The sequence below is a fragment of the Clostridium amylolyticum genome, assembly GCF_900142075.1.
In the GTDB taxonomy this organism is placed as follows: domain Bacteria; phylum Bacillota; class Clostridia; order Clostridiales; family Clostridiaceae; genus Clostridium_AA; species Clostridium_AA amylolyticum.
In genome coordinates this window covers 86,068-108,723 of the sequence record NZ_FQZO01000002.1, presented here as the reverse complement: position 1 = coordinate 108,723, position 22,656 = coordinate 86,068, and the positions used below count along the sequence as shown (strand labels likewise).

The window sequence follows — 22,656 nt, the reverse complement described above, 5'->3', positions numbered from 1 at the left end:
TAGAGAATAATTATTTGTTATTTATATTAAACCACAAGATAAATTAAAAATCAAGGGGGATTGTTAATTAAGAATTAAAAAATTATAATTAAAAATTAATTTAGAATGTAAGAAAAAATTCCTGGCGAAATTTTAGATAACTTATATAATTAATTAGTAAATTTAAATTTATCAATTATAGACAAGTTCAAATAGATTTTCTATAATATACATAAATTAGTAGAGACTCCGGAGGAATTTCCTCCATGATTTTAGATTCTAAATTTAGAAGGACTTCCATGTTAGATAAAATTAAAGAAAAAGCAAAAGCTCTTAAATTAGAAATAAAAGTTTTATATCTTGCTTATAAGAATAAGGATACTCCTTGGTATGCTAAGTTTGTAGCTGCTATAGTGGTGGCCTATGCGTTAAGCCCTATAGATTTAATACCGGACTTTATTCCCATATTAGGATATCTAGATGATTTGATATTACTCCCTTTAGGTATTGCCTTGGCCATAAAACTTATACCTAACCATGTATTAGAGAAGTGCAGAAAGCTAGCAAAGGAAGAAGGTCAACAAGGAAAACCTAAGATTATGTGGGGAGCTGTTATTATAGTTATAATATGGTGTATTATTGGATATCTTATAATTGACAACTGTCTTCTTTAGTATTATAATTTAATGAAAAACTATGATCAGGAGAAGTAGTTAGATTTGGAGCTTTAAGAGAGCGGTCTCTAGGGTGTAAGGGCTGCAGTGAGAATTTAGCGAAGATCACCTGGGAGTTGGCGGCTGAAAGTTTAGAGTAAGCTGACCCGCAATCCTGCGTTAGGGGATAGAGCATGATGGTGCTTGAATTTTAGCCTTTCTTTTTATAAAGCCGTAATTCTATGTAGGTTTAATATAGATTTAATGCTAATATAAATGATAGGCAGACCTATAGGTGGTATAGCGAACAGAACTTCGTCCTGATGGATGGAGCTTTTTTTATTTGTAACTAAAATTTGATAATAGAACTCATGAAAGGGGATTAATAATGTACAAAAAGATTGATAACTCCAGAAGCTTTGTAGATATGGAAAAAGAAATAGCTCATCTCTGGAAAGAAAAAGATGTTATAACAAAAAACTTTGACATGAATGACGGAGCAGAAGAATTTACATTTTATGATGGACCTCCTACAGCTAATGGTAAACCACACGTAGGTCACGTGCTTACCAGGGTTATGAAGGACATAATTCCAAGATATAAGGTTATGAAGGGATACCACGTGCTAAGAAAAGCAGGTTGGGATACTCATGGACTCCCTGTAGAGCTAGAAATTGAAAAGAAATTAGGTATTTCTGGTAAGCCTCAAATAGAAGAATATGGGGTAGAGAAGTTTGTTAAGGAATGCAAAGGCAGTGTTTTCAGCTATGTTAATATGTGGAGAGAAATGTCAGAGAAGACAGCATATTGGGTAGATATGGATGATCCATATGTTACTTATCATGACAATTATATAGAGTCTGTATGGTGGGCTCTTAAACAAATGTGGGATAAGGATCTTTTATATAAAGGTCATAAGATAGTTCCTTATTGCCCAAGATGTGGTACTGCATTATCTTCTCACGAAGTGGCTCAAGGGTACAAGGATGTAAAAGAAGCTACAGCATTTGTAAAGTTTAAGGTTAAAGGGGAAGAAAATAAATATATACTAGCATGGACAACTACTCCTTGGACACTTCCAAGTAACGTGGCTCTTGCTATTAATAAATCTTATGATTATGTAGAGGTTGTTCAAAATGGAGAGCATCTATATCTTGCCAAGGCTTTATTAAATGTTTTAGATGGGAAATATGAAAAAGTTAAAGAATTTAAAGGTGAAGCTCTTCTTGGCATGGAATATGAGCAGCTTTTCCCATTCTACACTCCAGAGGAAAAAGCATTTTACATCGTTCATGGAGACTTTGTAACTTTATCCGATGGTACTGGTATAGTTCACATTGCTCCTGCTTATGGTGAAGATGATAACCTATTAGGTAAAAAGAACGGCCTTCCATTAATAAACCTAGTGGATGCAGAAGGAAAGTTTGTAGATGCAGTGGAACCTTTTAAAGGTATGCCTGTTAAAAAAGCAGATCCTAAGATTTTAGAGTACATGAAGGAAAAAAATCTTTTATATAAATCAGAGAAGTTCACTCACTCCTATCCTCATTGCTGGAGATGTGACACTGCACTTCTTTACTATCCAAAGGACAGCTGGTTTGTAAAAATGACTTCTCTAAGAGATAAGCTCTTAGAAAATAATGATAAAATTAACTGGTATCCAGATAACGTGAGAACCGGAAGATTTGGTAAGTTCCTTGAAAATGTAATAGACTGGGGTATTTCCAGAGACAGATATTGGGGAACACCACTTCCAATTTGGGATTGTGAATGCGGACATAGAGAATGCATAGGAAGCAGAAAAGAATTAGAAGAAAAGGGTATAAATGTTCCAGAAGGTTTAGAACTTCATAAACCTTATATCGATGAGATAAAGCTTACTTGTCCTCATTGTGGAAAGCCTATGAAAAGAACAGGAGAAGTTATAGATTGCTGGTTTGACTCAGGTTCCATGCCTTTTGCACAATGGCATTACCCCTTTGAAAACAAAGAGATATTTGAAAAGAATTTCCCAGCTCAATTTATTTCCGAAGCTGTGGACCAAACAAGAGGATGGTTCTATACTTTACTGGCTATATCCACTGCCATATTTGACAAAAGTCCTTTTGAAAACTGTATAGTTTTAGGTCACGTGTTAGATAAGCACGGCATTAAGATGTCAAAACATAAAGGCAATGTTGTGGATCCTTTAGATGTACTAGAAAACCAAGGAGCAGATGCAACTAGATGGCATTTTTACACTGCCAGCGCACCATGGCTTCCTACAAGATTCTCAGAGGATGATGTAGCAGAAGCAGGAAGAAAGTTCTTAAGTACTTTATGGAATGTATATTCCTTCTATGTGCTATATGCAGAAATAGATAAATTTAATCCATTAGAATATTCAGATTTTGTATCTGACAATGTGATGGATAAATGGATAATGTCAAGGCTTAACACATTAGTTAAAACTGTAGATGAAGACTTACATTCCTATAGGATAACTCAAGCTGCTCTTGCTGTGGAGGAGTTTACCGATGAGCTTTCCAACTGGTATGTAAGAAGAAATAGATCAAGATACTGGAGTGAAACTTTAACTGATGATAAGATAGGGGCTTATGTAACTTTATATAGAGTACTTACTACTTTAGTTAAGGTAGCAGCACCTTTTGTACCTTTCATTACAGAAGAAATCTATCAGAATCTAGTAGTTGCTTTGGATAAAGATGCTAAGGAAAGCATACATTTATGTACATGGCCTTCATATAATGCTGAGCTTGTAGATGAAAAGCTAGAAGCAGAGATGGATATGGCATCTAAGATAGTTAAGCTAGGAAGAAGCGCAAGAAACGGTGCTAACATAAAGAACAGACAGCCATTATCAAAGATGTTAGTAAGCACTAAATCCCTTCCAGCTTATTATGGAGATATCATAAAGGATGAGTTAAATATTAAAGAAGTTCAATTTGGAGCAGACCTTTCCAAATATGTTAATTTTGAAATAAAACCAAACCTTCCAGTGTTAGGAAGAGCTTATGGTAAGTTGATACCTGCTATAAGAGCTGAAATTGCTAAGAAAAATCAGATGGAATTAGCACAAAAGGTTCAAAATGGCGGTACTGAAGTTATCAATGTAAATGGAGAAGAGATTACTTTAAATAGTGAAAACCTACTAGTAACTATGCAAGGCCTTGAAGGATATGCCTTCTCAGGAGAAGGAGAAATGGGTGTAGTTCTTGACACCACCATCACCGCTGAGCTTAAAGAAGAAGGTCACTTAAGAGAAATAATCTCCAAGGTTCAAAACATGAGAAAAGAAAGCGGCTTCGAAGTTTCCGACAAAATCAAGCTTTACGCAGCTCACAATGATATGCTGCTAGAAGTAATTAAAAAGTTTGAAGACTTCATAAAGAAAGAAACCCTTTCAGTAGAAGTTCTATACAATGCAGAAGCTGAATACACTGAAACAACCATAAATGGTGAAAAGTTAGACCTAAAAGTAGAAAGAAAATAAATTAAATCCCCTGCTAAGGCGAAAAAATATCTTAGCAGGGGGTTTAATTTAATTGAGAATTTAGAATTAAGAATGTAGAATGAAGGATAGTTTTTCTGAAAAAGCACCAGAAAAACTTATAATTTATATTGAAAAAGGAAGCTTCTTCTGAAGCTTCCTTTTGAAGGTATAAAAATATATTTTAAAGTATACGAATTTCTCTTCACATTCCAAACCCAAAAGCTCCTTCTGGAGCTTTTGGGTTTGCATAAATTCAAAGAAACTCTGCTAAGAGTTTCCTCCTTCATTTTAAATGCTCAATTGCTTTTCCGTTGATTTCCTTTGGATAAGTTTTGGTAGTAGCAGCTTTTGCTCATTTTCTTGAAAATTGCTTGTGACTTTTTTCATTAGGAGTTCACTGGCGACGTGTCCAAGTTCGAAGGTATCCACCTCAACACAGGTGAGTGGAGGGTTTACATAGGGAGCCAGTGGGAAGTTGTCGAAGGTCAATACTCCTATATCCTGAGGTATACTTAGAGATTTTTCTTGTAGGGCTCTTAGGGCTCCTATGGCAGTATAGTTGTTAATGCATATTACAGCATCTGGAGGATTTTCTAGTGCTAAAAGCTCTTGCATATGATTGTATCCATCCTCTTCTGTACCTTCACCTACTACAATATAATCTTTATTAAGATTAATGTGTTTATTTTTTAATGTTCTCTTATAGCCTTCAAGCCTATGATTAGAAATAGATTCATCTTGAGTACCAGAAATAAAGGATATTTTTTTATATCCTTTGTCCAACAGGTGAGTTACTGCTAATTCTCCTCCTATGGAGTTGTCTATGTCTACCCAAGTGGTATCCTCTTCTGTCTGCCCTACTATAACATAAGGAAAACCTAGCTCTTCTAAGGAATTAATAACTTCAGGGTTTACTAAAGAAACATGGAGTATTACTCCATCTACCTTTTTGTTATAAACGAATCTTTCAAGAAAGCTTTGCTTTGATTTCAAATAGTTAAGATCACATATAGTGAGATCATAATCATTAGCAAAAACCACGCTTTGAACCCCGCGAATAATATCATAGAAAAAAGTGTCCAAGAGTACTTCTTTGCTTTGAGTACTGAACAAAAAGCCTATATTGAAGCTGCTTTGTTTAGCTAGTTGCTTACCTATACTGTTAGGAGTATAGTTTAAGTCCTTCATTATGGCACGTACCTTTTCTTTAGTTTCTTGAGAAATTAAAGGACTGTCATTTACTACTCTAGAAACCGTGGAAGGGGAAACCTTTGCTTCTTTTGCAATATCTCTTATGGTTACGGTCATATTATCACCTCTACCGCGCATTACGGTGTTTTATAATATGGGATTATAGCATATAATAATAAGTAATACTATATAAGTTATCACTTATTTAAAAATTTAGAATTTCATAGAAATAATTGTATAAAATATTGTATAATGTTATAGTTTACTTGTAATGTTAGGATGATTTTTAGTATAATTATTAACAATGAAATATTAGAATAGGTAGGAGTTGATAAAATGGCGGCTTCAATTAAAGACGTTGCAAAAGAAGCAGGTGTTTCCATAGCAACGGTTTCTAGAGTATTAAACGATATAGATGTAGTAAATGAAGAAACTAAAAAGAAGGTTCAAGAAGCAATACAAAAATTAGGTTATAGACCTAATATAGTTGCTAGAAGCCTTAAGACTCAAAGGACAAAAACTATAGGGATCTTAATTCCGGATATATCAAGTCAGTTTTATCCTGAAATAGTTAGAGGAGCTGAAGACGTTTCTAATATATATGATTATAACGTTATCCTCTGTAATTCAGATTTAGATGCAGAAAAGGAAAAAGAATACTTGAGAGTACTTAAAGAAAAGATGGTAGATGGTGTTCTTTATATGAGTTCATCTCTAAAACCAGATATTACTGAGCTTATAAGAGAACTGGATTTAAAGACAGTGTTAGTAGAGTCCAGTGATGAAGAGGGCACTTTCCCAAGTGTAACCATCGATAATGTAAAGGCTGGTTATGATTCTGCAAATTACATAATTAATAAGGGAAATAAAGACATAGCTTATATAGGTGTGGCTAAAGATGCTGGTAATGCCTGGGGCCATAGATACAAAGGTTTTGAAAAAGCTATGAAAGAACACAATATCGAAATAAATAAGGATATGGTGTTCTTTGGAGATCTAAGAACTGAAACAGGTTATAAAGGTATTGCTCAAATACTTAAAAAAGCTAGTTCCATAGATGCTGTAGTATGCGCTTCTGATGAAATAGCTATGGGTGCTATAAATGCACTTAGAGAAAATCAGCTGTCAGTACCACAGGATGTTGATGTTATAGGATTTAATAATATATACTCAGCTAGAGTGTATTATCCAAACTTAACTACAGTGGCTCAGCCTATGTATGATATGGGTTCCATCGCTATGAGAATGCTTATAAAGCTTATAAATCAAAAGACCATAGAGCAAGGGCATTATGTTTTAGACCACGAAATCATAGAGCGTGATTCTTGCAAATAAGTTTTACAAGGATACTATACTTATAAGTTAATAATTTACGGCTTGCAGTGATCTGCAGGCTGTTTTTATATTTTATGATATTACAAATATCTATAAGGCAGTGTGTATATATGAAATACGACTATAAAATAAAATATAGTTCTAGGAAAACTCTAGGAATAAGAATAAGTCCTGAAGAAGGTATTGTGGTGTTAGCCCCATATAGGTGCAATAAAATCTATATAGAGAAATTACTAGAAGAAAAAAATCAGTGGATAGAAAAGAATTACTTAGAGATACTTGAGCTAAGAAAATATATGGGTGATAGAAACAATATTGATAATATAATGTTCCTAGGACAGACTTATCCTGTGGTGTTAAGATACTCTTCCTTAAAAAAGTCCTCAGTGGAATTTAGTGAAAACACCTTATATGTAAGGTTAAACGGAATCCTCCAATTTAATGAAGATAACAGGATTAAGGAACTTAAAACAGCCATTAAAACCTGGTATTTAAATTCAGCCTATATAATTTTGTCAGAAAGAACTTTATACCATGCACAAAAGCTAGGACTTAAATATAATAATATTTCCATAAAGAATGTAAAGAGCAGATGGGGAAGCTGCTCCAGCAAAGGCAACTTAAATTACAACATAAAGCTAATGCTAATGCCTTTAGAGGTTATAGATTATATAGTGGTGCACGAGCTAAGCCATTTAGTTCACATGAATCATTCTAAAGACTTTTGGGACCATGTAGAAAAGTACATGCCTGATTATAAAGTAAGAGAAGAAAAATTAAAGAGCTTGAGTCATGAGGTTAAAATTTATTGGAAGTTTTAAGGTGCCAGTCACGTGACTGGCACCTTCTAGCTATTCAACTATAACTACCTCGGAGCCGTTGGTTTTCATAGTAAATAGGTATAGGTTTTCAGATGAAAAATTTAGGCTAGATATGATGTATAATCGGTCTTTAAGGGTATAAATAGAACTAAAATAAAGATCTTTGATGTCTTTGTTTTTATAGAGGGGTACAGTTCTATTTTCATTAATGAAGCATTTATATACCTCGGAATAAGTTGTGTAATACAGTATGCCGTCCTTTACTACAAAACTGGTAAATTGTAGAGGAAGCTTTTCTATAACAGTTTCCAATTTGTTACTTTCCACATTTAATCTTAATATTTTAATACTTTTTCTTGGATCTTCTTGAGGAGTATTACTCTTAAGAAAATATATATAGTCTCCATCCATTTGCATTAAACGCATGAAATCATCTAAATCGGAGTGCAATTTAGTGATTTTTTTCGATTTTATATTATAGGAGTATAAAACTGAGTAATCCTTTCCTTCCTTAAACTCTCTATTAGCAAAATACAAATTATCGCCCTTAGCGTATAGAAAGGTAGTAAATGAACTTTCATCTAATTGCATTATAACCTCTTCGTCTTTACCCTGGTCATTTAAAGAAATCAGCTTATTACCATTTAAAGTTTGCAGGTACAATCTTGAATTATATACAAACAGAAAGTTAGCTGGGAAAGGATATAGGATGTTTTCTTCCTTTCCAGTCTTATGTGAAACCATTACACGTTGGCTTTTAACATAATATAAATTGTTGTTAAGTAAATTTAAACTGGATAATGAAAAGTTACCAATTTTATTAAAGATTGTAGTTAGGTTGGGCCTAGCTCTATAAAATCCAAGTTCATTATTAATAGCTAAAAATAAGTATATAAAATTATCATCGCCTGCCAAAAATCCACCTTGAGCTAGATTTCCAGAGACATTACCAAACTGATTTTGTAAATTATCTTCAGGAGATTCTTCTATAATGGAGGCAATGGTTTGAATAGGGGCTTCTTCTTTATTAGTATTAGAAGCACTAGAATTATTAACTTGTTCCTTTGACTCTAGGGCGTTATTTTTAGAAGTTTTAGGAACATTTTTATTATAATAATTCATTATAGAAAGTACAGAAAGCAATATAGCTATTGCACATACAATAAATACACTATATTTTTTATATTTCATTTCACTACCCCTTTACTTTAAAGTAAGCGACCATATCTATGGTTATATTTTACTATAATTGAGAAATATTAGATATATAGTGTATAAAGATAAGGAATATTTTTGAAATATATATGCTTGCACAGTTAAAAAAATTATATTATAATAATTGTTGCAAGTGCAACTAATTAAGAAGAGGGTTGATATATTTGAATGATAGCTGCGATTCCATTGGTAAATATATATCTATACTTTATAGACTGTCTGGAACTTATTTTGCCAGGGAGTTTAAAAAGTTAAATATAGGCAGCGGGCAGTATATGTTTTTAGCTTTTCTTTATAATCATGAGGGGATAAATCAAGAGGAGTTAAGTAATTATCTCAGTATAGATAAAGGCACCACTGCCAAGGCATTAAAAAAACTTGAGGATGAAGGCTATATTAGCCGTGTACAAGATGAAAAAGATAGAAGAGCCTATAGGGTTTTTATAACTCCTAAGGGCATGTCTATTAAAGAAGAGTTTTTTTCTATACTACGGGGCTGGAATGATAATTTAATCAATGAATTAAAACCAGAAGAAATACAAACATTAAAAACATTATTAAAAAAGCTAATTTTATTAAATATACAGGAGGATTTTCATGGATAGACATAACAGATTGGGAGAAGAAAAGATAAGTAGTTTATTATTTCAGTTTTCCATGCCAGCCATTGTAGGAATGTTGGTTAACGCACTTTATAACATAGTAGATAGAATTTATATAGGAAATATAAAGGATATAGGTAAACTTGCCATTACAGGTGTAGGGATGACACTTCCTATTACTACTATAATTATGGCCTTTGGAATGTTGGTGGGTATAGGAACCTCAGCAACCATATCCATAAGGCTTGGACAACATAAGAAGGAGGAAGCTGAAAAGATTTTAGGTAATGCTTTTGTACTTCTTGTAATTATAAGTATTACTCTTTCAATATTAGGAATTATCTTTCAAGATAAGATATTAAGTTCTTTTGGTGCAAGCCCTAATACTTTAGTTTATGCTAAAGAGTATATGACAGTAATATTTTATGGAACAATATTTAGTATGGTGAGCTTTGGTCTAAACCATTCTATAAGGGCAGATGGTAACCCTAAAATGGCCATGATGACTATGCTTATTGGAGCTATACTAAACACCATACTGGATCCTATATTTATATTTGTTTTTAATATGGGGGTTAAAGGAGCAGCCATTGCCACTGTAATATCTCAGGTAGCAACTACCATATGGATATTAAGATACTTCACAGGACCAGATAGTATGCTTAAGCTTAAGAAAGAAAACTTTAAACTTAACAAAAAGCTTATTCTAAGTATTTTTACTATAGGAGTATCTCCCTTTAGTATGCAGATTGCAGCCAGCGTGGTTCAGATAATAATGAACAAATCCCTCACCAGCTATGGTAATGATTATGCTGTTGGGGCTATGACTATAATAATGAGTATAAGCATGATATTCCTTATGCCTATATTTGGAATAAACCAAGGCAGTCAGCCGATTATAGGTTTTAACTATGGAGCTAAAAAGTATCATAGGGTAAAGGAAACTGTAAAATATGCTATTGTGGCAGCCACAGTGTTTGTGATAATAGGCTTCTTGGTTATAGAAATATTCCCGGCTCAAGCCATAGGGCTATTTAATAGAGATGCTGAAATATTAGAAGTAGGAGTAAATGGTATAAGAATATATTTGTCCATGCTTCCTGTAATAGGATTTCAAATTATAAGCTCTAATTACTTTCAATCTATTGGAAAAGCAAAAGTATCCATGTTTTTAAGCATGTTAAGACAGGTAATACTATTAATTCCTTTACTTCTAATATTACCTAAGATATATGGACTAAATGGTATTTGGCTAGCAGGACCAATATCCGATTTTACTTCTGCATTAATAACAGCAATACTGTTTTTTAATGATATAAAGAAAATAAATAAATAAATGGTAAATCTTTGATTCGCGATTTAATAATTTAGAACTTAGAAGTGGAACATATTTTAATTGAATAATAATAGATTATCGTTTTCATTATTAAATAGTCAAAAATATTGATAATTCATTGACAAAAATCCATGAAGCTTATAAAATTATAAACAATATTATAAATAAGCTATCATGGAGTGAAGAAAAGACACCCCTAAGAAAGTTATATATTCCTAGGGGTGTTTTTATTAGAAAAAATGGGGTTTTGTATTTAAAAAAGGGGCTATTTCTTATTTTTGTTGGTGAAGAGACATTTTAATATTTACTAAAAGGGGGCTTAAAATATGAAAAGAGATAATTTCGGTTCTAAGTTTGGGGTATTAGCTGCAGCGGCGGGATCTGCTGTAGGACTGGGAAATATTTGGAAGTTTCCCTATGTGACAGGTAAAAATGGTGGCGGAGCATTTTTGCTACTTTACATAGCATGTGTTGCACTTATGGGAATTCCAGTAATGATAGCTGAGTTTTCTTTGGGGCGAAAGACTCAGGCCAATGCTGTAGATGCTTACAAGAAACTTCAGGGGAAGGGGCCTTGGTATCTTGCAGGTATATTAGCAGTTATAACACCATTTATAATACTTTCTTTTTATTCCATAATAGCAGGATGGGTATTATCTTATGTTGTAGGTTCTGCCACAGGTAAGGTGGTTAATATAAGCACTGGAGAGCTGGGTAATTATTTTACTCAAGTAACCTCAGGGGTATATACACCTATGTTTTGGACTTTTTTGGTGATAGTTATTACCGCTGCTATCGTTATTGCAGGAGTTCAATCCGGGCTTGAAAAGTACAGTAAAATATTAATGCCAGCTCTATTTGTAATATTAGTAGTACTTATGATTCGTTCTGTAACATTAAAAGGAAGCTCACAAGGGTTAGAATTTTTATTTAAACCAGATTTTTCAAAGCTTACAGGTACATCAGTGTTAGAAGCTTTAGGACAAGCTTTCTATTCACTAAGTTTAGGTATGGGAATTATAATTACTTACGGAAGTTATATTAAAAAAGATGAAAATCTTATTTCTCTTTCTGCACAGGTGGCAATTACTGATACATTAGTAGCTATTTTATCAGGAATTGTAATATTTCCTGCAGTATTTGCCTATGGCTTAGAACCTAATTCAGGTCCAGCACTTATATTTATTACACTTCCTACAGTTTTTCACTCCATGCCCTTTGGAAGCTTCTTTGCTACCTTATTCTTTACTTTGGTGGCTATAGCAGCAATAACTTCCACTATTTCGCTATTGGAGGTATCCGTAGCTTTTATTACGGAGAAATTTAAGATAAATAGAAAGGTTGCAACTATAATTATAGCTTTTGGAACTTTCCTTTTATCTATTCCCAGCAGCTTATCCTTTGGACCTTGGGCGGAGGTTACTATATTTGGAAAAAATATATTTGATGCCTTAGATTTCCTAGCTTCTAATATATTCTTACCCTTAGGAGGAATATTTGTAACATTATTTGTAGGATATGTTTGGGGAATAAATAATGCCATGGTGGAAATAACCAATGAAGGAGCTATTAAGTTTAACTTAAAGAAGTTATTTACATTTGTTATAAAAATTCTAGCGCCTATTGCTATTTTTCTTATACTGTTGTTTTCAACAGGTATAATTAAATAGAATCCTCCCTAAAGATCAAGACTCTAGAATTAGAGTCTTGATTTTTATAAAGAAAAGAGAAGTAAATTTTATACATTATTGTTGTTTTATAGAGGAAGAATTTTCTTGTGGATAAATTTATATAAGTTTATAATAATCCATATAATGGTTATAAATATAAGAGAGGTGATGTAGTAATGAGATCAAAGAAACTAACAGCTCTGGTAGTGGCATTAACTATGTGTGCCGGAGTGGGATATGGACAGAAGGTTCTTGCTAGAGGATATAATAGCATTGCAGATGATGGACAAGTTGAATACACCTATATGGATGAAAGCATAATAAGTTCACCAGTAGACATAAGTATAGCTAATGAGGAAAAGGTTATAGAAATGCTTAAAAAAGAAGGCAAAATACCTAAGGACGCTTCCTATGAGAAAGCTAGAGAAATTTATATGAATTACATGAAAACAGCATCTCAATCAAATAAGAAAATACCATTATCAAAAATGGAAAAGAATTTAAAGGGAAAACAAAATCAAAAGGTTCAAAAATACCTTTTTGATAAAAGTACTCCAGACACTAATCCTAAGAAAGTTAATGTGTTAGTGCTTTTAGTAGATTATAAAGACTATAAGCATAATAGCATACAACCAGGGGAAAGTGACATGTATTATAAAGATTATACAAAAGAGCATTATGAAAATATGATATTTGGAGAAAAGGGTTACAAAGGACCTGGGGGAGAAAATCTTATATCCATGAAGCAATACTATGAGCAACAATCTGGTGGAAGTCTAATTATACAAGGAAAGATTGCAGGGTGGTATACAGCTCCTAACACAGCAAAATATTACGGTGAAGAAGTAGGGTCATCCCATGATACAAGACCAAGAAATTTAGTGGATCATACCCTTCAATTAGCAGCTAAAGATCCAAACATTAATTTAGCAGACTTTGATAAAGAAGATAGATATGATTTAGATGGTGATGGCAACTATGATGAGCCAGATGGAATAATAGATCACTTAATGATCATACATGCAGGTGTAGGACAAGAAGCTGGCGGTGGAAGTTTAGGTTCTGATGCTATATGGTCTCATAGATGGAATTTAGGTGGCCTTTACAAGATACCTGGAACTGATTTTATGGCTTATGATTATACTATAGAACCTGAAGATGGAGCGGCAGGGGTGTTTGCTCACGAATTTGGACATGATCTTGGACTTCCTGATGAATATGATACAGATTATACCAGCGCTTCAGGTGAGCCTATCTCTAATTGGTCCATAATGTCTTCTGGAAGCTGGGCAGGAAAAATACCTGGAACTGAGCCTACAGGCTTTAGTCCTTTTGCAAGACAATTTTTCCAAGGTGTATATGGTGGTAACTGGCAAAAATCAGTAATAGTGGATTATAACAGTCTTACAAAAGCTGGTGCTAGGATAGATTTAAGACAAGCTAGTGAAGAGGGACAAGTTGTTAGAATAAGTCTTCCTGATAAAGGAAATTCTATAACAAAACCTTTTAGCGGTAAATACGCTTATTGGGGTGGAAAGGGAAAAGATGGTACACCAATTTTAACATCTATGACTACCAATATTGATCTTGCTAATTACAATTCAGCCACTCTAAGTTTCAAGACTTGGTATGATATAGAAGAAGGTTGGGACTTTGCCTCCATACAGGTAAGATCTGAAGGAAATAATGAATGGACTTATTTAAAAGGAAACATTACTACCAGTGAAAGAGACCCAGAGGCTATAGTTCAAGTTCCTCATGGTATTACTGGAACTTCACAGGGATGGGTGGATGCAAGTTTCGATTTAAGTGCTTTCACAGGTAAGAAGATAGAATTAAAATTTGAATATGCCACAGATAGCTACAGCTTTGGCTCTGGACTATATGTAGATGATATTAAAGTCTCATCTGGAGATAAAGAAGTGTTCTTCGATAATGCTGAAAACACTCCTAAATTTGCTTTTAATGGCTTTAAAGCCGATACAGGAGTAGTATATGCCCCACATTATTATTTAGTAGAATGGAGAAATCATCACGGTGTGGACAAGGGTCTTGCTAATGTTTCTACTTTAGGACAATTAATATCCTATGAGCCAGGAATGGTAATCTGGTATGTAGATGATTACTATAATGATAACTGGACAGGGTTACATCCAGGAGATGGTTACCTAGGAATAGTAGATGCAGACCAAAATAATATATTATGGAAATGGAACGACCCTACTAAGGCACCTATGGCAGCTAGCGGAAAATATCAAATGAGAGATGCAGCCTTTAGTAAGATGAAGGAATCTGAAATGCTTATTGACCTAAGCGCTGAATATGGAAGAACAGCATCAGATACCAATAGATTTAATGAACCTAATTTCGATGATAGCAGAGATTATGGAAATGCTGAGATCCCAAGCCTTGGACGTAACATTCCAAAGTTAGGTCTTAAAATTCAAATAACCCAGCAATCAAGAGACAATACTGCTGCTTCTATAACCATAAAGAAGTAAATGTTACCAAATTAAAAGACCATCTGGAGATATAGATGTGTACATATCTCCAGGTGGTCTTATATTATGCCTTCAGACTTTAAAAGTGATTCGATTTCATTAACCTTTTCGTTAAGCTTTATAAATTTCTTTTTTAGTTCATCTTTTGAAAAGTCTTCTTTATCAATATTATTTTCCAAAGTTTCTACGGCCTCTAAAGCTTCTTCAATCTCTTGCTGAGCTAGTTTCATCATATCTTCTTTCATAAGAGCTCTCCTTTTTATCGCTGTTTAAATTACTCTTATATGTTAACACGGTGAAAAATGTAATGCAATAGACATAAGCCATACTTATTATTTTACCACCTAATAAGAACCATGTAGAATTATATGACCTTCTCTTTCATATATTATAAGGAAAAACTGCCACGGAGGAAAAGAAAATGATAAATTATATATGGTTTATAATGCTAGCTATTGGAGGAATTGTGGGGCTGCTTTCCGGTAATGGAGAAGCTATATCAAAATCTATTATAGATTCTGCAGGTTCCACTGTGGAATTGATCATAGGACTTGCTGGTCTCATGTGCTTATGGTGCGGAGTTATGAAGATAGCAGAAAAAAGCGGGCTTACGGAAAAAATTGCCTGGCTTTTAAAACCTTTTTTAAAATTGCTTTATAAGGATGCTTCTAAAAGCGAACATGCTTTAGGAGCCGTAATTATGAATCTAACAGCAAATATGTTTGGACTTTCTAATGCAGCTACGCCTTTTGGTATAAAGGCAATGGAGGAATTGCAAAAGCAAAACCCTCATAAAGAGAGGGCTTCTAATGATATGGTGCTTTTTTTGGTGATGAATGCTGCTTGCCTTCAGTTGGTTCCTAGTACAGTGATTTCTATAAGAGCAGCCTGTGGTTCTGAAAATCCTGGAATAATACTAGTGCCGGCTATTATAGCCACTGGATGCGCGGCTTTTGTAGGTATTTTATTTACCAAAATATTAGAAAAATACTTTTAAGGGAGATATAAAAAATGTTTTCATATATATTAAAATCCATTATACCCATAATAATATTAATTATTGTTGTGTACGGCATGATAAAGGGAAAAAAGGTATATGAATGGTTTGTGGAAGGAGCCAAAGAGGGATTAGGAGTTTGCTTTAGGATATTTCCATATCTTCTTGCTATGCTTATAGCTGTAAAAGTATTTAGAGAGTCAGGAGCTTTAAATATATTCACTAAAGGTGTTTCTCCTATAACAAAACTTATAGGGCTTCCTTCAGAACTTTTGCCCTTGGTAATTATAAAGCCACTTTCTGGCAGTGGAGCGCTAGGAGTATTTACTGAAATATTAAAGGAATATGGACCTGATAGCATCATAGGACTTATAGCTTCTATAATAATGGGCACTACAGAAACCATATTTTATACACTAACTGTATATTATGGTTCAGTAGGCATAAAAAAGATAAGACATACCCTTTGGGCTGCCTTGTTGGCAGATTTTACAGCCATACTGGCTTCCATTACCATAGTTAGGTTGTTTTTCATCCGATAGCTAACCTCTCCTAAACCCTTCTCTTATACTTTCTTAGTAAAAATTTAATGTTTATATAAGGAATTCTTAATAATATCTTTAGATTTATATAGGATAATAATATTAGTAAGAATTAAAATTTAAATTTAAATAATTATTTTTAAAAATTGAAACTAATCTGTGTTTTGTTTCGTCTAATAGTTAAAGGATAATTAAAGAAAATAATATAATGTAATTTAAAGTAAAAAAGAGATTCTTGGAAAGGGGAGTGGGTTAATTATGGACAGCAAAAAGAAGGTACAAGATGAAGAATTTACATTAATAGCAAAGGGTATATGTTTTGGTTCTGCCACAGGAATAGCAATAGGAGCATTATTTTCCCATCCTGCTTTGGGAATGACCATGGGAGCGGTTATGGGCATCCTTGTTGCTGAAGGGAAAAGGATGATTGGTTACATGAAGAAAAAGTCAGAGATAATATGATCAAGTGATTCTTAGTTTCAGATGGAGTTTGCTAAAAAGGAATACCTACTCCAGCTGAAGCTTAGAAGAACTTATCCAGGAGCTTAGCGCCCTTTTCCCAGCACTTAAAGAAGTGGGGGTATTAGGGGCGGTTAGCTATCGGATAAAAAAGCATGGATTGTGGTTAATACTTCAATCCATGCTTTTTTATTGTTATTAAGTATATAATTTATTTACATTATTTTTAATTAAGTAAAGTTATACTATGTCTAATTAACTATTCATTTACTCTACTGCTGCTTCTTTAGTTTCAGCCTTGTTTTTACCTTGTATAGCGTCTACTATAATGGCTATGGCATTATCGCCGGATACGTTACATGCTGTTCCAAAGCTATCTTGGGTGATGTATAAAGCGATCATTAGTGCAAGCTGAGCTTCAGTAAATCCAAGCATGGTTTGAAGTATTCCTAGAGCTGCCATAACTGCACCACCAGGTACACCAGGGGCTGCTACCATGGTTACACCAAGCATAGCTATGAAGCCCATCATTTGAGGTAAGGTAAAAGGAATATTGTTAAGCATCATAACTGCTATAGCACAAGCAGTTAAGGTTATGGTACTTCCTGAAAGGTGTATAGTAGCACATAGTGGCACTACGAATTCTCTTATGCCTTTGCTCACACCATTCTTCTCTGCACACTGAAGATTTACAGGTATGGTAGCTGCTGAGGATTGAGTCCCTATAGCAGTAAGATATCCAGGGATTTGGTTTTTTAAGCATTGAAATAGATTCTTTTTACCTATGGTGCATGCCACTAGGAATTGGAAGAATATTATTATTAAATGCATGGCTATTACTATTAAGAAAACCTTCCAGAATACAGAAAGAACTCTACCAACTTCCCCAGCATGAGTCATGTTGGCAAATATACCCATTATATGAAAAGGTAATAGTGGAACAATAACATTAGAAATAGTTTTTTCCATTATCTTTTGAAATTCTACTGAAGCGGTATAAAGAACTTCACTTTTCCCTTTAAGGGATGCTATGCCAAGACCTAATAAAAATGCAAGAATAAGTGCTGTCATTACAGGCATAAGTGGAGGCATTTCTAGTTTAAATAATGAAGCTAGTAGCTTTTCTTCAGGGTTTACTGCATTAGTTAATTCGCTGGTTTTAGTAATAAAGGCAGGGAAGAAGTTATAAGATACAATATATGCAAATAGCCCAGCTATTAAAGTGGAAGCATAAGCTATTACTGTGGTTATCCCCAGCATTTTTCCTGCACCGGCACCTAAATCTGCAATTCCTGATACCACAAAACCTAAGATGATCAGTGGAATTGCAAAGCCTAAGAAGTTTCCAAAGATGTGGTTAAAGGTGGCTAAAACTTGTACAACAAATGTAGGAGCAAAAGCACCTAGCAATATACCTATGATAATAGCAGCGATTAACTTAGGTATAAGACCGATTTTTTTCATAAAAACACAACCCCCTAAAAGTTTTATATTATATCACAGTATGATAGTATCATAGAAACGTAAATCTATGCAATTATATTCTGAATATTTAAAATTATGAAAAAGAGAGATAATAGCACCATTATGTAATCGTTTTAAGCTACAAGGCAAAAAACAGTAAAATTTGATTTTTTTTAATTATATTGAACTGTAGATAGCTTTTATAGTGTTTGGTATAATATAATAAGAAACAGAAATACAAATTTGTTTTTACATATATAACTACTTAAGGAGTGAAGGTAATGGGAAGTAAAGCTTTAGAAAAATTTTTAAAAGAAAACTTAGACGATCTTAAGAGCAAGGGGCTATACAATGAGATAAATGTGCTTCAAGGTGCTAATGGACCAATAATAAAAATTAAAGGAAAAGACCTAATAAACCTTTCTTCAAATAACTATTTAGGACTTGCTAGTGATGAAAGAATGAAAAGAGCCTCCATCGAAGCCACTGAAGTGTATGGTGTAGGCGCAGGAGCAGTTAGAACAATAAATGGTACTTTAGAAATCCATAATGAATTAGAAAGAAAATTAGCAGAATTTAAGCATACTGAAGCAGCTATAGCTTTCCAATCAGGCTTTAATTGTAATGCTGGAGCTATTCAAGCTGTAATGAATAAAAAGGATGCCATATTATCTGATGAACTTAATCATGCCTCCATTATAGATGGATGTAGATTATCTGGAGCAAAGGTAATTAGATACAATCACAATGATATGAATGATCTTAGAGAAAAAGCTAAAGCAGCTAGAGAAAGCGGTTTATATAATAAATTAATGGTTATTTCAGATGGAGTTTTTTCCATGGATGGGGATGTAGTAGACCTTCCGGGCATGGTTAAAGTAGCTGAAGAGCTTGATCTTATAACCTATATAGATGATGCTCATGGTTCAGGAGTAATGGGAAAAGGAGCAGGAACTGTTAAGCACTTTGGACTATCCCATAAGATTGACTTCCAAATAGGTACACTATCAAAAGCCATTGGAGTAGTAGGTGGATATGTAGCAGGATCTCAGGATTTAATAGATTGGTTAAAAGTTAGAGCAAGACCATTCTTATTCTCTACTTCTTTAACACCATCCGCTGCAGGAGCCTGCATAGAAGCGTTAAGAATAATGACAGAAAGCACAGAGCTTCACGACAGACTTTGGGATAATGGAAATTATCTTAAAGCTGGACTTAAAAAGCTTGGCTTCAATATAGGTAAAAGTGAGACCCCTATAACTCCTTGTATTATTGGAGATGAAAAGCTTACTCAAGAGTTTAGTAAGAGACTTATAGAAGAAGGGGTTTATGCTAAGTCCATAGTATTCCCTACAGTACCTCTAGGCACAGGAAGGGTTAGAAATATGCCAACAGCTGCTCATACTAAGGAAATGTTAGATAATGCATTAGCTATATATGAAAAAGTGGGAAAAGAACTTAATGTTATAAAATAATAAGGCATTGTAAAAAAATAAATAGTCAAATATACCAGTAGACTCACTAGTTATTTTTTTGTGGATGCCTAATAAATGGGGGATTAAAATGAAAAAAATACTTGTTACAGGTTCACTTGGTCAAATAGGTTCTGAATTAGTAACTCATATGAGAAAAATCTATGGCGACAGCAATGTTATTGCCACAGATATTAAGGTTCCAGAAAATAATGAAGTAGTAAATGGAGGACCTTTTGAAGCTCTAGATGTATTAGATGCAAATAAAATGGCAGAAGTAGCTAAAAAACATAATGTAGATACCATAATACACTTGGCAGCTTTACTTTCTGCTGTAGCAGAGGCAAAACCTGTGTTAGCTTGGCAGATAAATATGGGAGGACTTTTTAATGCCTTAGAAGTAGCAAGAGAGCTTAACTGTAAGTTCTTTACACCAAGCTCTATAGGCGCTTTTGGATGTGATACCCCTAAAGATAATACACCTCAAGATACCATACAGAGACCAGGCACTATGTATGGAGTAACCAAGGTATCTGGAGAGCTTCTTTGCGATTACTACTTCAAAAAATTTGGCGTAGATACAAGAGGAGTTAGGTTCCCAGGACTTATTTCCTATGTAGCCCCTCCAGGAGGCGGAACTACAGATTACGCGGTGGATATTTACTATAAAGCCCTTCAAGAAGGAAAATATACTTCTTTTATTGGTGAAGGTACATACATGGATATGATGTATATGCCTGATGCACTAAATGCTATAGTGACACTTTTAGAAGCAGACCCATCAAAACTAAAGCATAGAAACGCATTTAATATAACTGCTATGAGTTTTGAACCATCTCAAATAGCAGAGGAAATAAAGAAGCATATTCCAGAGTTTAAGATGAGCTATGATGTAGACCCAATAAGACAAGCTATTGCAGACTCTTGGCCAAATTCCATAGATTGCACTGCAGCTAGAGAAGAATGGGGCTTTAATGCTAAATATGATCTTCCATCCATGTCAAAAGATATGCTGGATAAACTAAAAATAAAATTACAGATAAAATAATTCATATCATTATTTCCATTATGGTATCCTGGAGTATATAATTAATTCAGGGTACCATTTACTTTTACCCTAAAAAATTGACATATTATGCTTAAAGGATGAGAGTGCTATGGAAGATAAATTTTATATAGTTGATGGAGACATTTTACAAGATGTAATAAAAAAAGTATTGGAAGTTAAAAAAATGCTTCATGCTGGAAAGGTAAAGGATATTACTGAAGGTGTAAAAACTGTTGGTATAAGCAGAAGTGCATATTACAAGTATAAGGATAAAGTTTTTCCGCTTTCTGAAGGTGTGCAGAGCCAGAAAGCTACTTTGGCATTGCTAATTTCCCATGAAGCTGGAGCCCTTTCCAGGGTTTTAGATACCATAGCAGCAAATGATGGTAATATACTTACTATAAGCCAAGATGTACCTATAAATAATGCTGCTAATGTTACCATTACCTTTGATATATCAAATTTAAGAATTGATATTAAAGAGCTTATGGAGATTTTATCCAAAGAAGGTCTGGTATTAAAAATCAAGCTTATTGCTTTGGAGTAATTGCTGATACCATTGGATTATGGATAATTAAAGCTTTCAGTGATATAATATTTTAAAGAGAATTAGTTAATAAATAGAGGTGAAAGTATGAACAAAGAGGTTTTTGATAAAAACAGAAAAAAGTTATTAAATCGTATTGGAGAAAATTCTATAGTAATGATATTTTCTGGCAGAGCAGTGAAAAAATCTGCTGACGAGCAATATAAGTTTACTCCTAATAGAAATTTTTATTATCTTACAGGTATAGATGAAGAGAATGTGGTTCTTTTTATGACAAAAATGAAGGGCGAATATGAAGAGAAATTGTTCATAAAAGCACCTAACCCTGAACTTGAAAAATGGGTAGGAAGAACAATAACAAAAGAAGAAGCGCAAGAACTTTCCGGAATTAAGGATGTAGCTTATTCAGACTCTTTGAATTCTACCATTCATAGCTATATCTTCAATAAGGATATTAATGTGATGTACATGGATCTTGAAAAAGACAGCTATAACAGTATAGAAACCTATACAGAAAAATATGCAAGAGAGTTAAAGAATAAGTATCCTCAATTAAAGGTTAAAAATGCTTATAACATGATTGCAGCTTTGAGAATGGTTAAATCTGAAGAAGAAGTGGAAGAAATTAAAAAGGCTATAGAAATTACCATTGAAGGCGTTGAAAATTTAATGAAAAATGCCAAACCTGGCATGAAAGAATGTGAGCTGGAAGCTTACTTCGACTTTGTATGTAAATCTAAAGGAGTTAATGACTACGCCTTTAAGACCATTGCTGCTTCTGGAGTAAATGCCACTATATTACACTATGTAGACAATAACTGTGAAATTCAAGATAATGATCTGATACTCTTTGATTTGGGAGCTCAATTAAACTATTACAATGCAGATATTTCAAGGACCTTCCCAGCCAATGGCAAATTTACTGAAAGACAGAAAGAAGTTTATAATGCTGTTTTGAGAGTAAATGAAAAGGTAATTGAAGCGATTAAGCCTGGAGTAAGCTATTTAGAGCTAAATCATCAGTCTACAGAATGGGTAGCAGAGGAATGCGTCAATCTTGGACTTATAGAAGACAAGAAAGATGTTATAAAATATTACTGGCATAGCGTAGGTCACAGCTTAGGATTAGATACTCACGATGTGGGTGATAGAGACATTAAGTTTCAACCAGGAATGGTTTGGACTGTAGAGCCAGGTATATATATAGAAGAAGAGAAAATTGGTGTTAGAATAGAAGATGATGTTTTAGTAACAGCAGATGGATGTATTAATTTAACTAAGGATATGATAAAAACCGTAGAAGATATAGAAGCTTTTATGAAAAAGTAAAT

At 33.7% G+C, this 22,656-nt stretch carries 18 protein-coding genes, 1 pseudogene and 1 other annotated feature; of the genes and pseudogenes, 15 read left to right on the top strand and 4 right to left on the bottom strand.

Annotated elements, in window-relative coordinates:
* Positions 1–356 precede the first annotated feature (356 nt).
* Together BUA82_RS21215 and ileS are read left to right on the top strand one after the other, a co-directional pair.
* Positions 357–522, top strand: a pseudogene (locus BUA82_RS21215) (YkvA family protein); the annotation flags it as partial.
* A gap of 144 nt (positions 523–666) precedes the next feature.
* Positions 667–958 (top strand) — a binding site (T-box leader).
* A 62-nt stretch (positions 959–1,020) separates the two neighbouring features.
* Positions 1,021–4,125, top strand: a complete 3,105-nt coding sequence (gene ileS, locus BUA82_RS05070; protein WP_073005333.1) for an isoleucine--tRNA ligase — start codon at positions 1,021–1,023, stop codon at positions 4,123–4,125.
* Positions 4,126–4,413: 288 nt separating this feature from the next.
* Here ileS and BUA82_RS05065 read toward each other — a convergent pair whose 3' ends face one another.
* Positions 4,414–5,433, bottom strand: a complete 1,020-nt coding sequence (locus BUA82_RS05065) for a LacI family DNA-binding transcriptional regulator (RefSeq protein WP_073005331.1) — start codon at positions 5,431–5,433, stop codon at positions 4,414–4,416.
* A gap of 219 nt (positions 5,434–5,652) precedes the next feature.
* Here BUA82_RS05065 and BUA82_RS05060 point away from each other — a divergent pair, with 219 nt between their 5' ends.
* Positions 5,653–6,651, top strand: a complete 999-nt coding sequence (locus BUA82_RS05060) for a LacI family DNA-binding transcriptional regulator (RefSeq protein ID WP_073005329.1) — start codon at positions 5,653–5,655, stop codon at positions 6,649–6,651.
* A 110-nt stretch (positions 6,652–6,761) separates the two neighbouring features.
* Positions 6,762–7,472: a M48 family metallopeptidase gene (locus tag BUA82_RS05055; RefSeq protein ID WP_073005327.1), complete on the top strand. Its 711-nt coding sequence runs from the start codon at positions 6,762–6,764 to the stop codon at positions 7,470–7,472.
* 30 nt (positions 7,473–7,502) lie between these two features.
* Here BUA82_RS05055 and BUA82_RS05050 read toward each other — a convergent pair whose 3' ends face one another.
* Entirely contained in the window at positions 7,503–8,663 is a 1,161-nt protein-coding gene (locus BUA82_RS05050) for a hypothetical protein (RefSeq protein ID WP_073005325.1), read from the bottom strand.
* Positions 8,664–8,851: 188 nt separating this feature from the next.
* Between BUA82_RS05050 and BUA82_RS05045 the strand changes: the two genes are divergently transcribed.
* The 4 genes from BUA82_RS05045 to BUA82_RS05030 all read left to right on the top strand — a co-directional run bounded on the left by BUA82_RS05045 (position 8,852) and on the right by BUA82_RS05030 (position 14,796).
* Entirely contained in the window at positions 8,852–9,292 is a 441-nt protein-coding gene (locus BUA82_RS05045; RefSeq protein WP_073005323.1) for a MarR family winged helix-turn-helix transcriptional regulator, read from the top strand.
* Positions 9,285–10,625, top strand: coding sequence for an MATE family efflux transporter (locus BUA82_RS05040; protein ID WP_073005319.1), 1,341 nt, complete (start codon positions 9,285–9,287; stop codon positions 10,623–10,625). The genes BUA82_RS05045 and BUA82_RS05040 overlap by 8 nt, the downstream gene beginning before the upstream one ends.
* A gap of 326 nt (positions 10,626–10,951) precedes the next feature.
* Positions 10,952–12,295 (top strand): sodium-dependent transporter, encoded by a 1,344-nt coding sequence (locus tag BUA82_RS05035; RefSeq protein WP_073005317.1) that lies wholly within the window; start codon positions 10,952–10,954, stop codon positions 12,293–12,295.
* A 176-nt stretch (positions 12,296–12,471) separates the two neighbouring features.
* Positions 12,472–14,796, top strand: coding sequence for an immune inhibitor A domain-containing protein (locus BUA82_RS05030; protein WP_083599794.1), 2,325 nt, complete (start codon positions 12,472–12,474; stop codon positions 14,794–14,796).
* 59 nt (positions 14,797–14,855) lie between these two features.
* On the opposite strand, the gene BUA82_RS05025 is transcribed toward BUA82_RS05030, so the two are convergent.
* The gene (locus BUA82_RS05025) at positions 14,856–15,041 is read right to left on the bottom strand and encodes a hypothetical protein (RefSeq protein WP_073005315.1); all 186 of its coding nucleotides are present in this window, start codon (positions 15,039–15,041) and stop codon (positions 14,856–14,858) included.
* A gap of 176 nt (positions 15,042–15,217) precedes the next feature.
* On the opposite strand from BUA82_RS05025, the gene BUA82_RS05020 reads away from it, so the two are divergent.
* From BUA82_RS05020 to BUA82_RS05010, 3 genes are all read left to right on the top strand, one after another.
* The gene (locus BUA82_RS05020) at positions 15,218–15,793 is read left to right on the top strand and encodes a nucleoside recognition domain-containing protein (protein WP_073005313.1); all 576 of its coding nucleotides are present in this window, start codon (positions 15,218–15,220) and stop codon (positions 15,791–15,793) included.
* A 14-nt stretch (positions 15,794–15,807) separates the two neighbouring features.
* The gene (locus BUA82_RS05015; protein WP_073005311.1) at positions 15,808–16,335 is read left to right on the top strand and encodes a spore maturation protein; all 528 of its coding nucleotides are present in this window, start codon (positions 15,808–15,810) and stop codon (positions 16,333–16,335) included.
* Positions 16,336–16,593: 258 nt separating this feature from the next.
* The gene (locus BUA82_RS05010) at positions 16,594–16,797 is read left to right on the top strand and encodes a glycine zipper domain-containing protein (RefSeq protein ID WP_073005310.1); all 204 of its coding nucleotides are present in this window, start codon (positions 16,594–16,596) and stop codon (positions 16,795–16,797) included.
* Between the two features lie 264 nt (positions 16,798–17,061).
* On the opposite strand, the gene BUA82_RS05005 is transcribed toward BUA82_RS05010, so the two are convergent.
* Positions 17,062–18,258 (bottom strand): dicarboxylate/amino acid:cation symporter, encoded by a 1,197-nt coding sequence (locus BUA82_RS05005; protein ID WP_073005309.1) that lies wholly within the window; start codon positions 18,256–18,258, stop codon positions 17,062–17,064.
* Between the two features lie 281 nt (positions 18,259–18,539).
* On the opposite strand from BUA82_RS05005, the gene BUA82_RS05000 reads away from it, so the two are divergent.
* The 4 genes from BUA82_RS05000 (at position 18,540) to BUA82_RS04985 (ending at position 22,654) form a co-directional block, all read left to right on the top strand.
* The gene (locus BUA82_RS05000; RefSeq protein ID WP_073005308.1) at positions 18,540–19,733 is read left to right on the top strand and encodes a glycine C-acetyltransferase; all 1,194 of its coding nucleotides are present in this window, start codon (positions 18,540–18,542) and stop codon (positions 19,731–19,733) included.
* 88 nt (positions 19,734–19,821) lie between these two features.
* Positions 19,822–20,778 carry an L-threonine 3-dehydrogenase gene (locus BUA82_RS04995; RefSeq protein ID WP_073005307.1) on the top strand — a complete coding sequence of 319 codons (957 nt, stop codon included), beginning with the start codon at positions 19,822–19,824 and terminating at the stop codon, positions 20,776–20,778.
* A 109-nt stretch (positions 20,779–20,887) separates the two neighbouring features.
* Positions 20,888–21,325, top strand: coding sequence for an ACT domain-containing protein (locus BUA82_RS04990; protein ID WP_073005306.1), 438 nt, complete (start codon positions 20,888–20,890; stop codon positions 21,323–21,325).
* Between the two features lie 87 nt (positions 21,326–21,412).
* Positions 21,413–22,654, top strand: coding sequence for an aminopeptidase P family protein (locus BUA82_RS04985; RefSeq protein ID WP_073005305.1), 1,242 nt, complete (start codon positions 21,413–21,415; stop codon positions 22,652–22,654).
* The last annotated feature ends 2 nt before the right edge of the window (positions 22,655–22,656 follow it).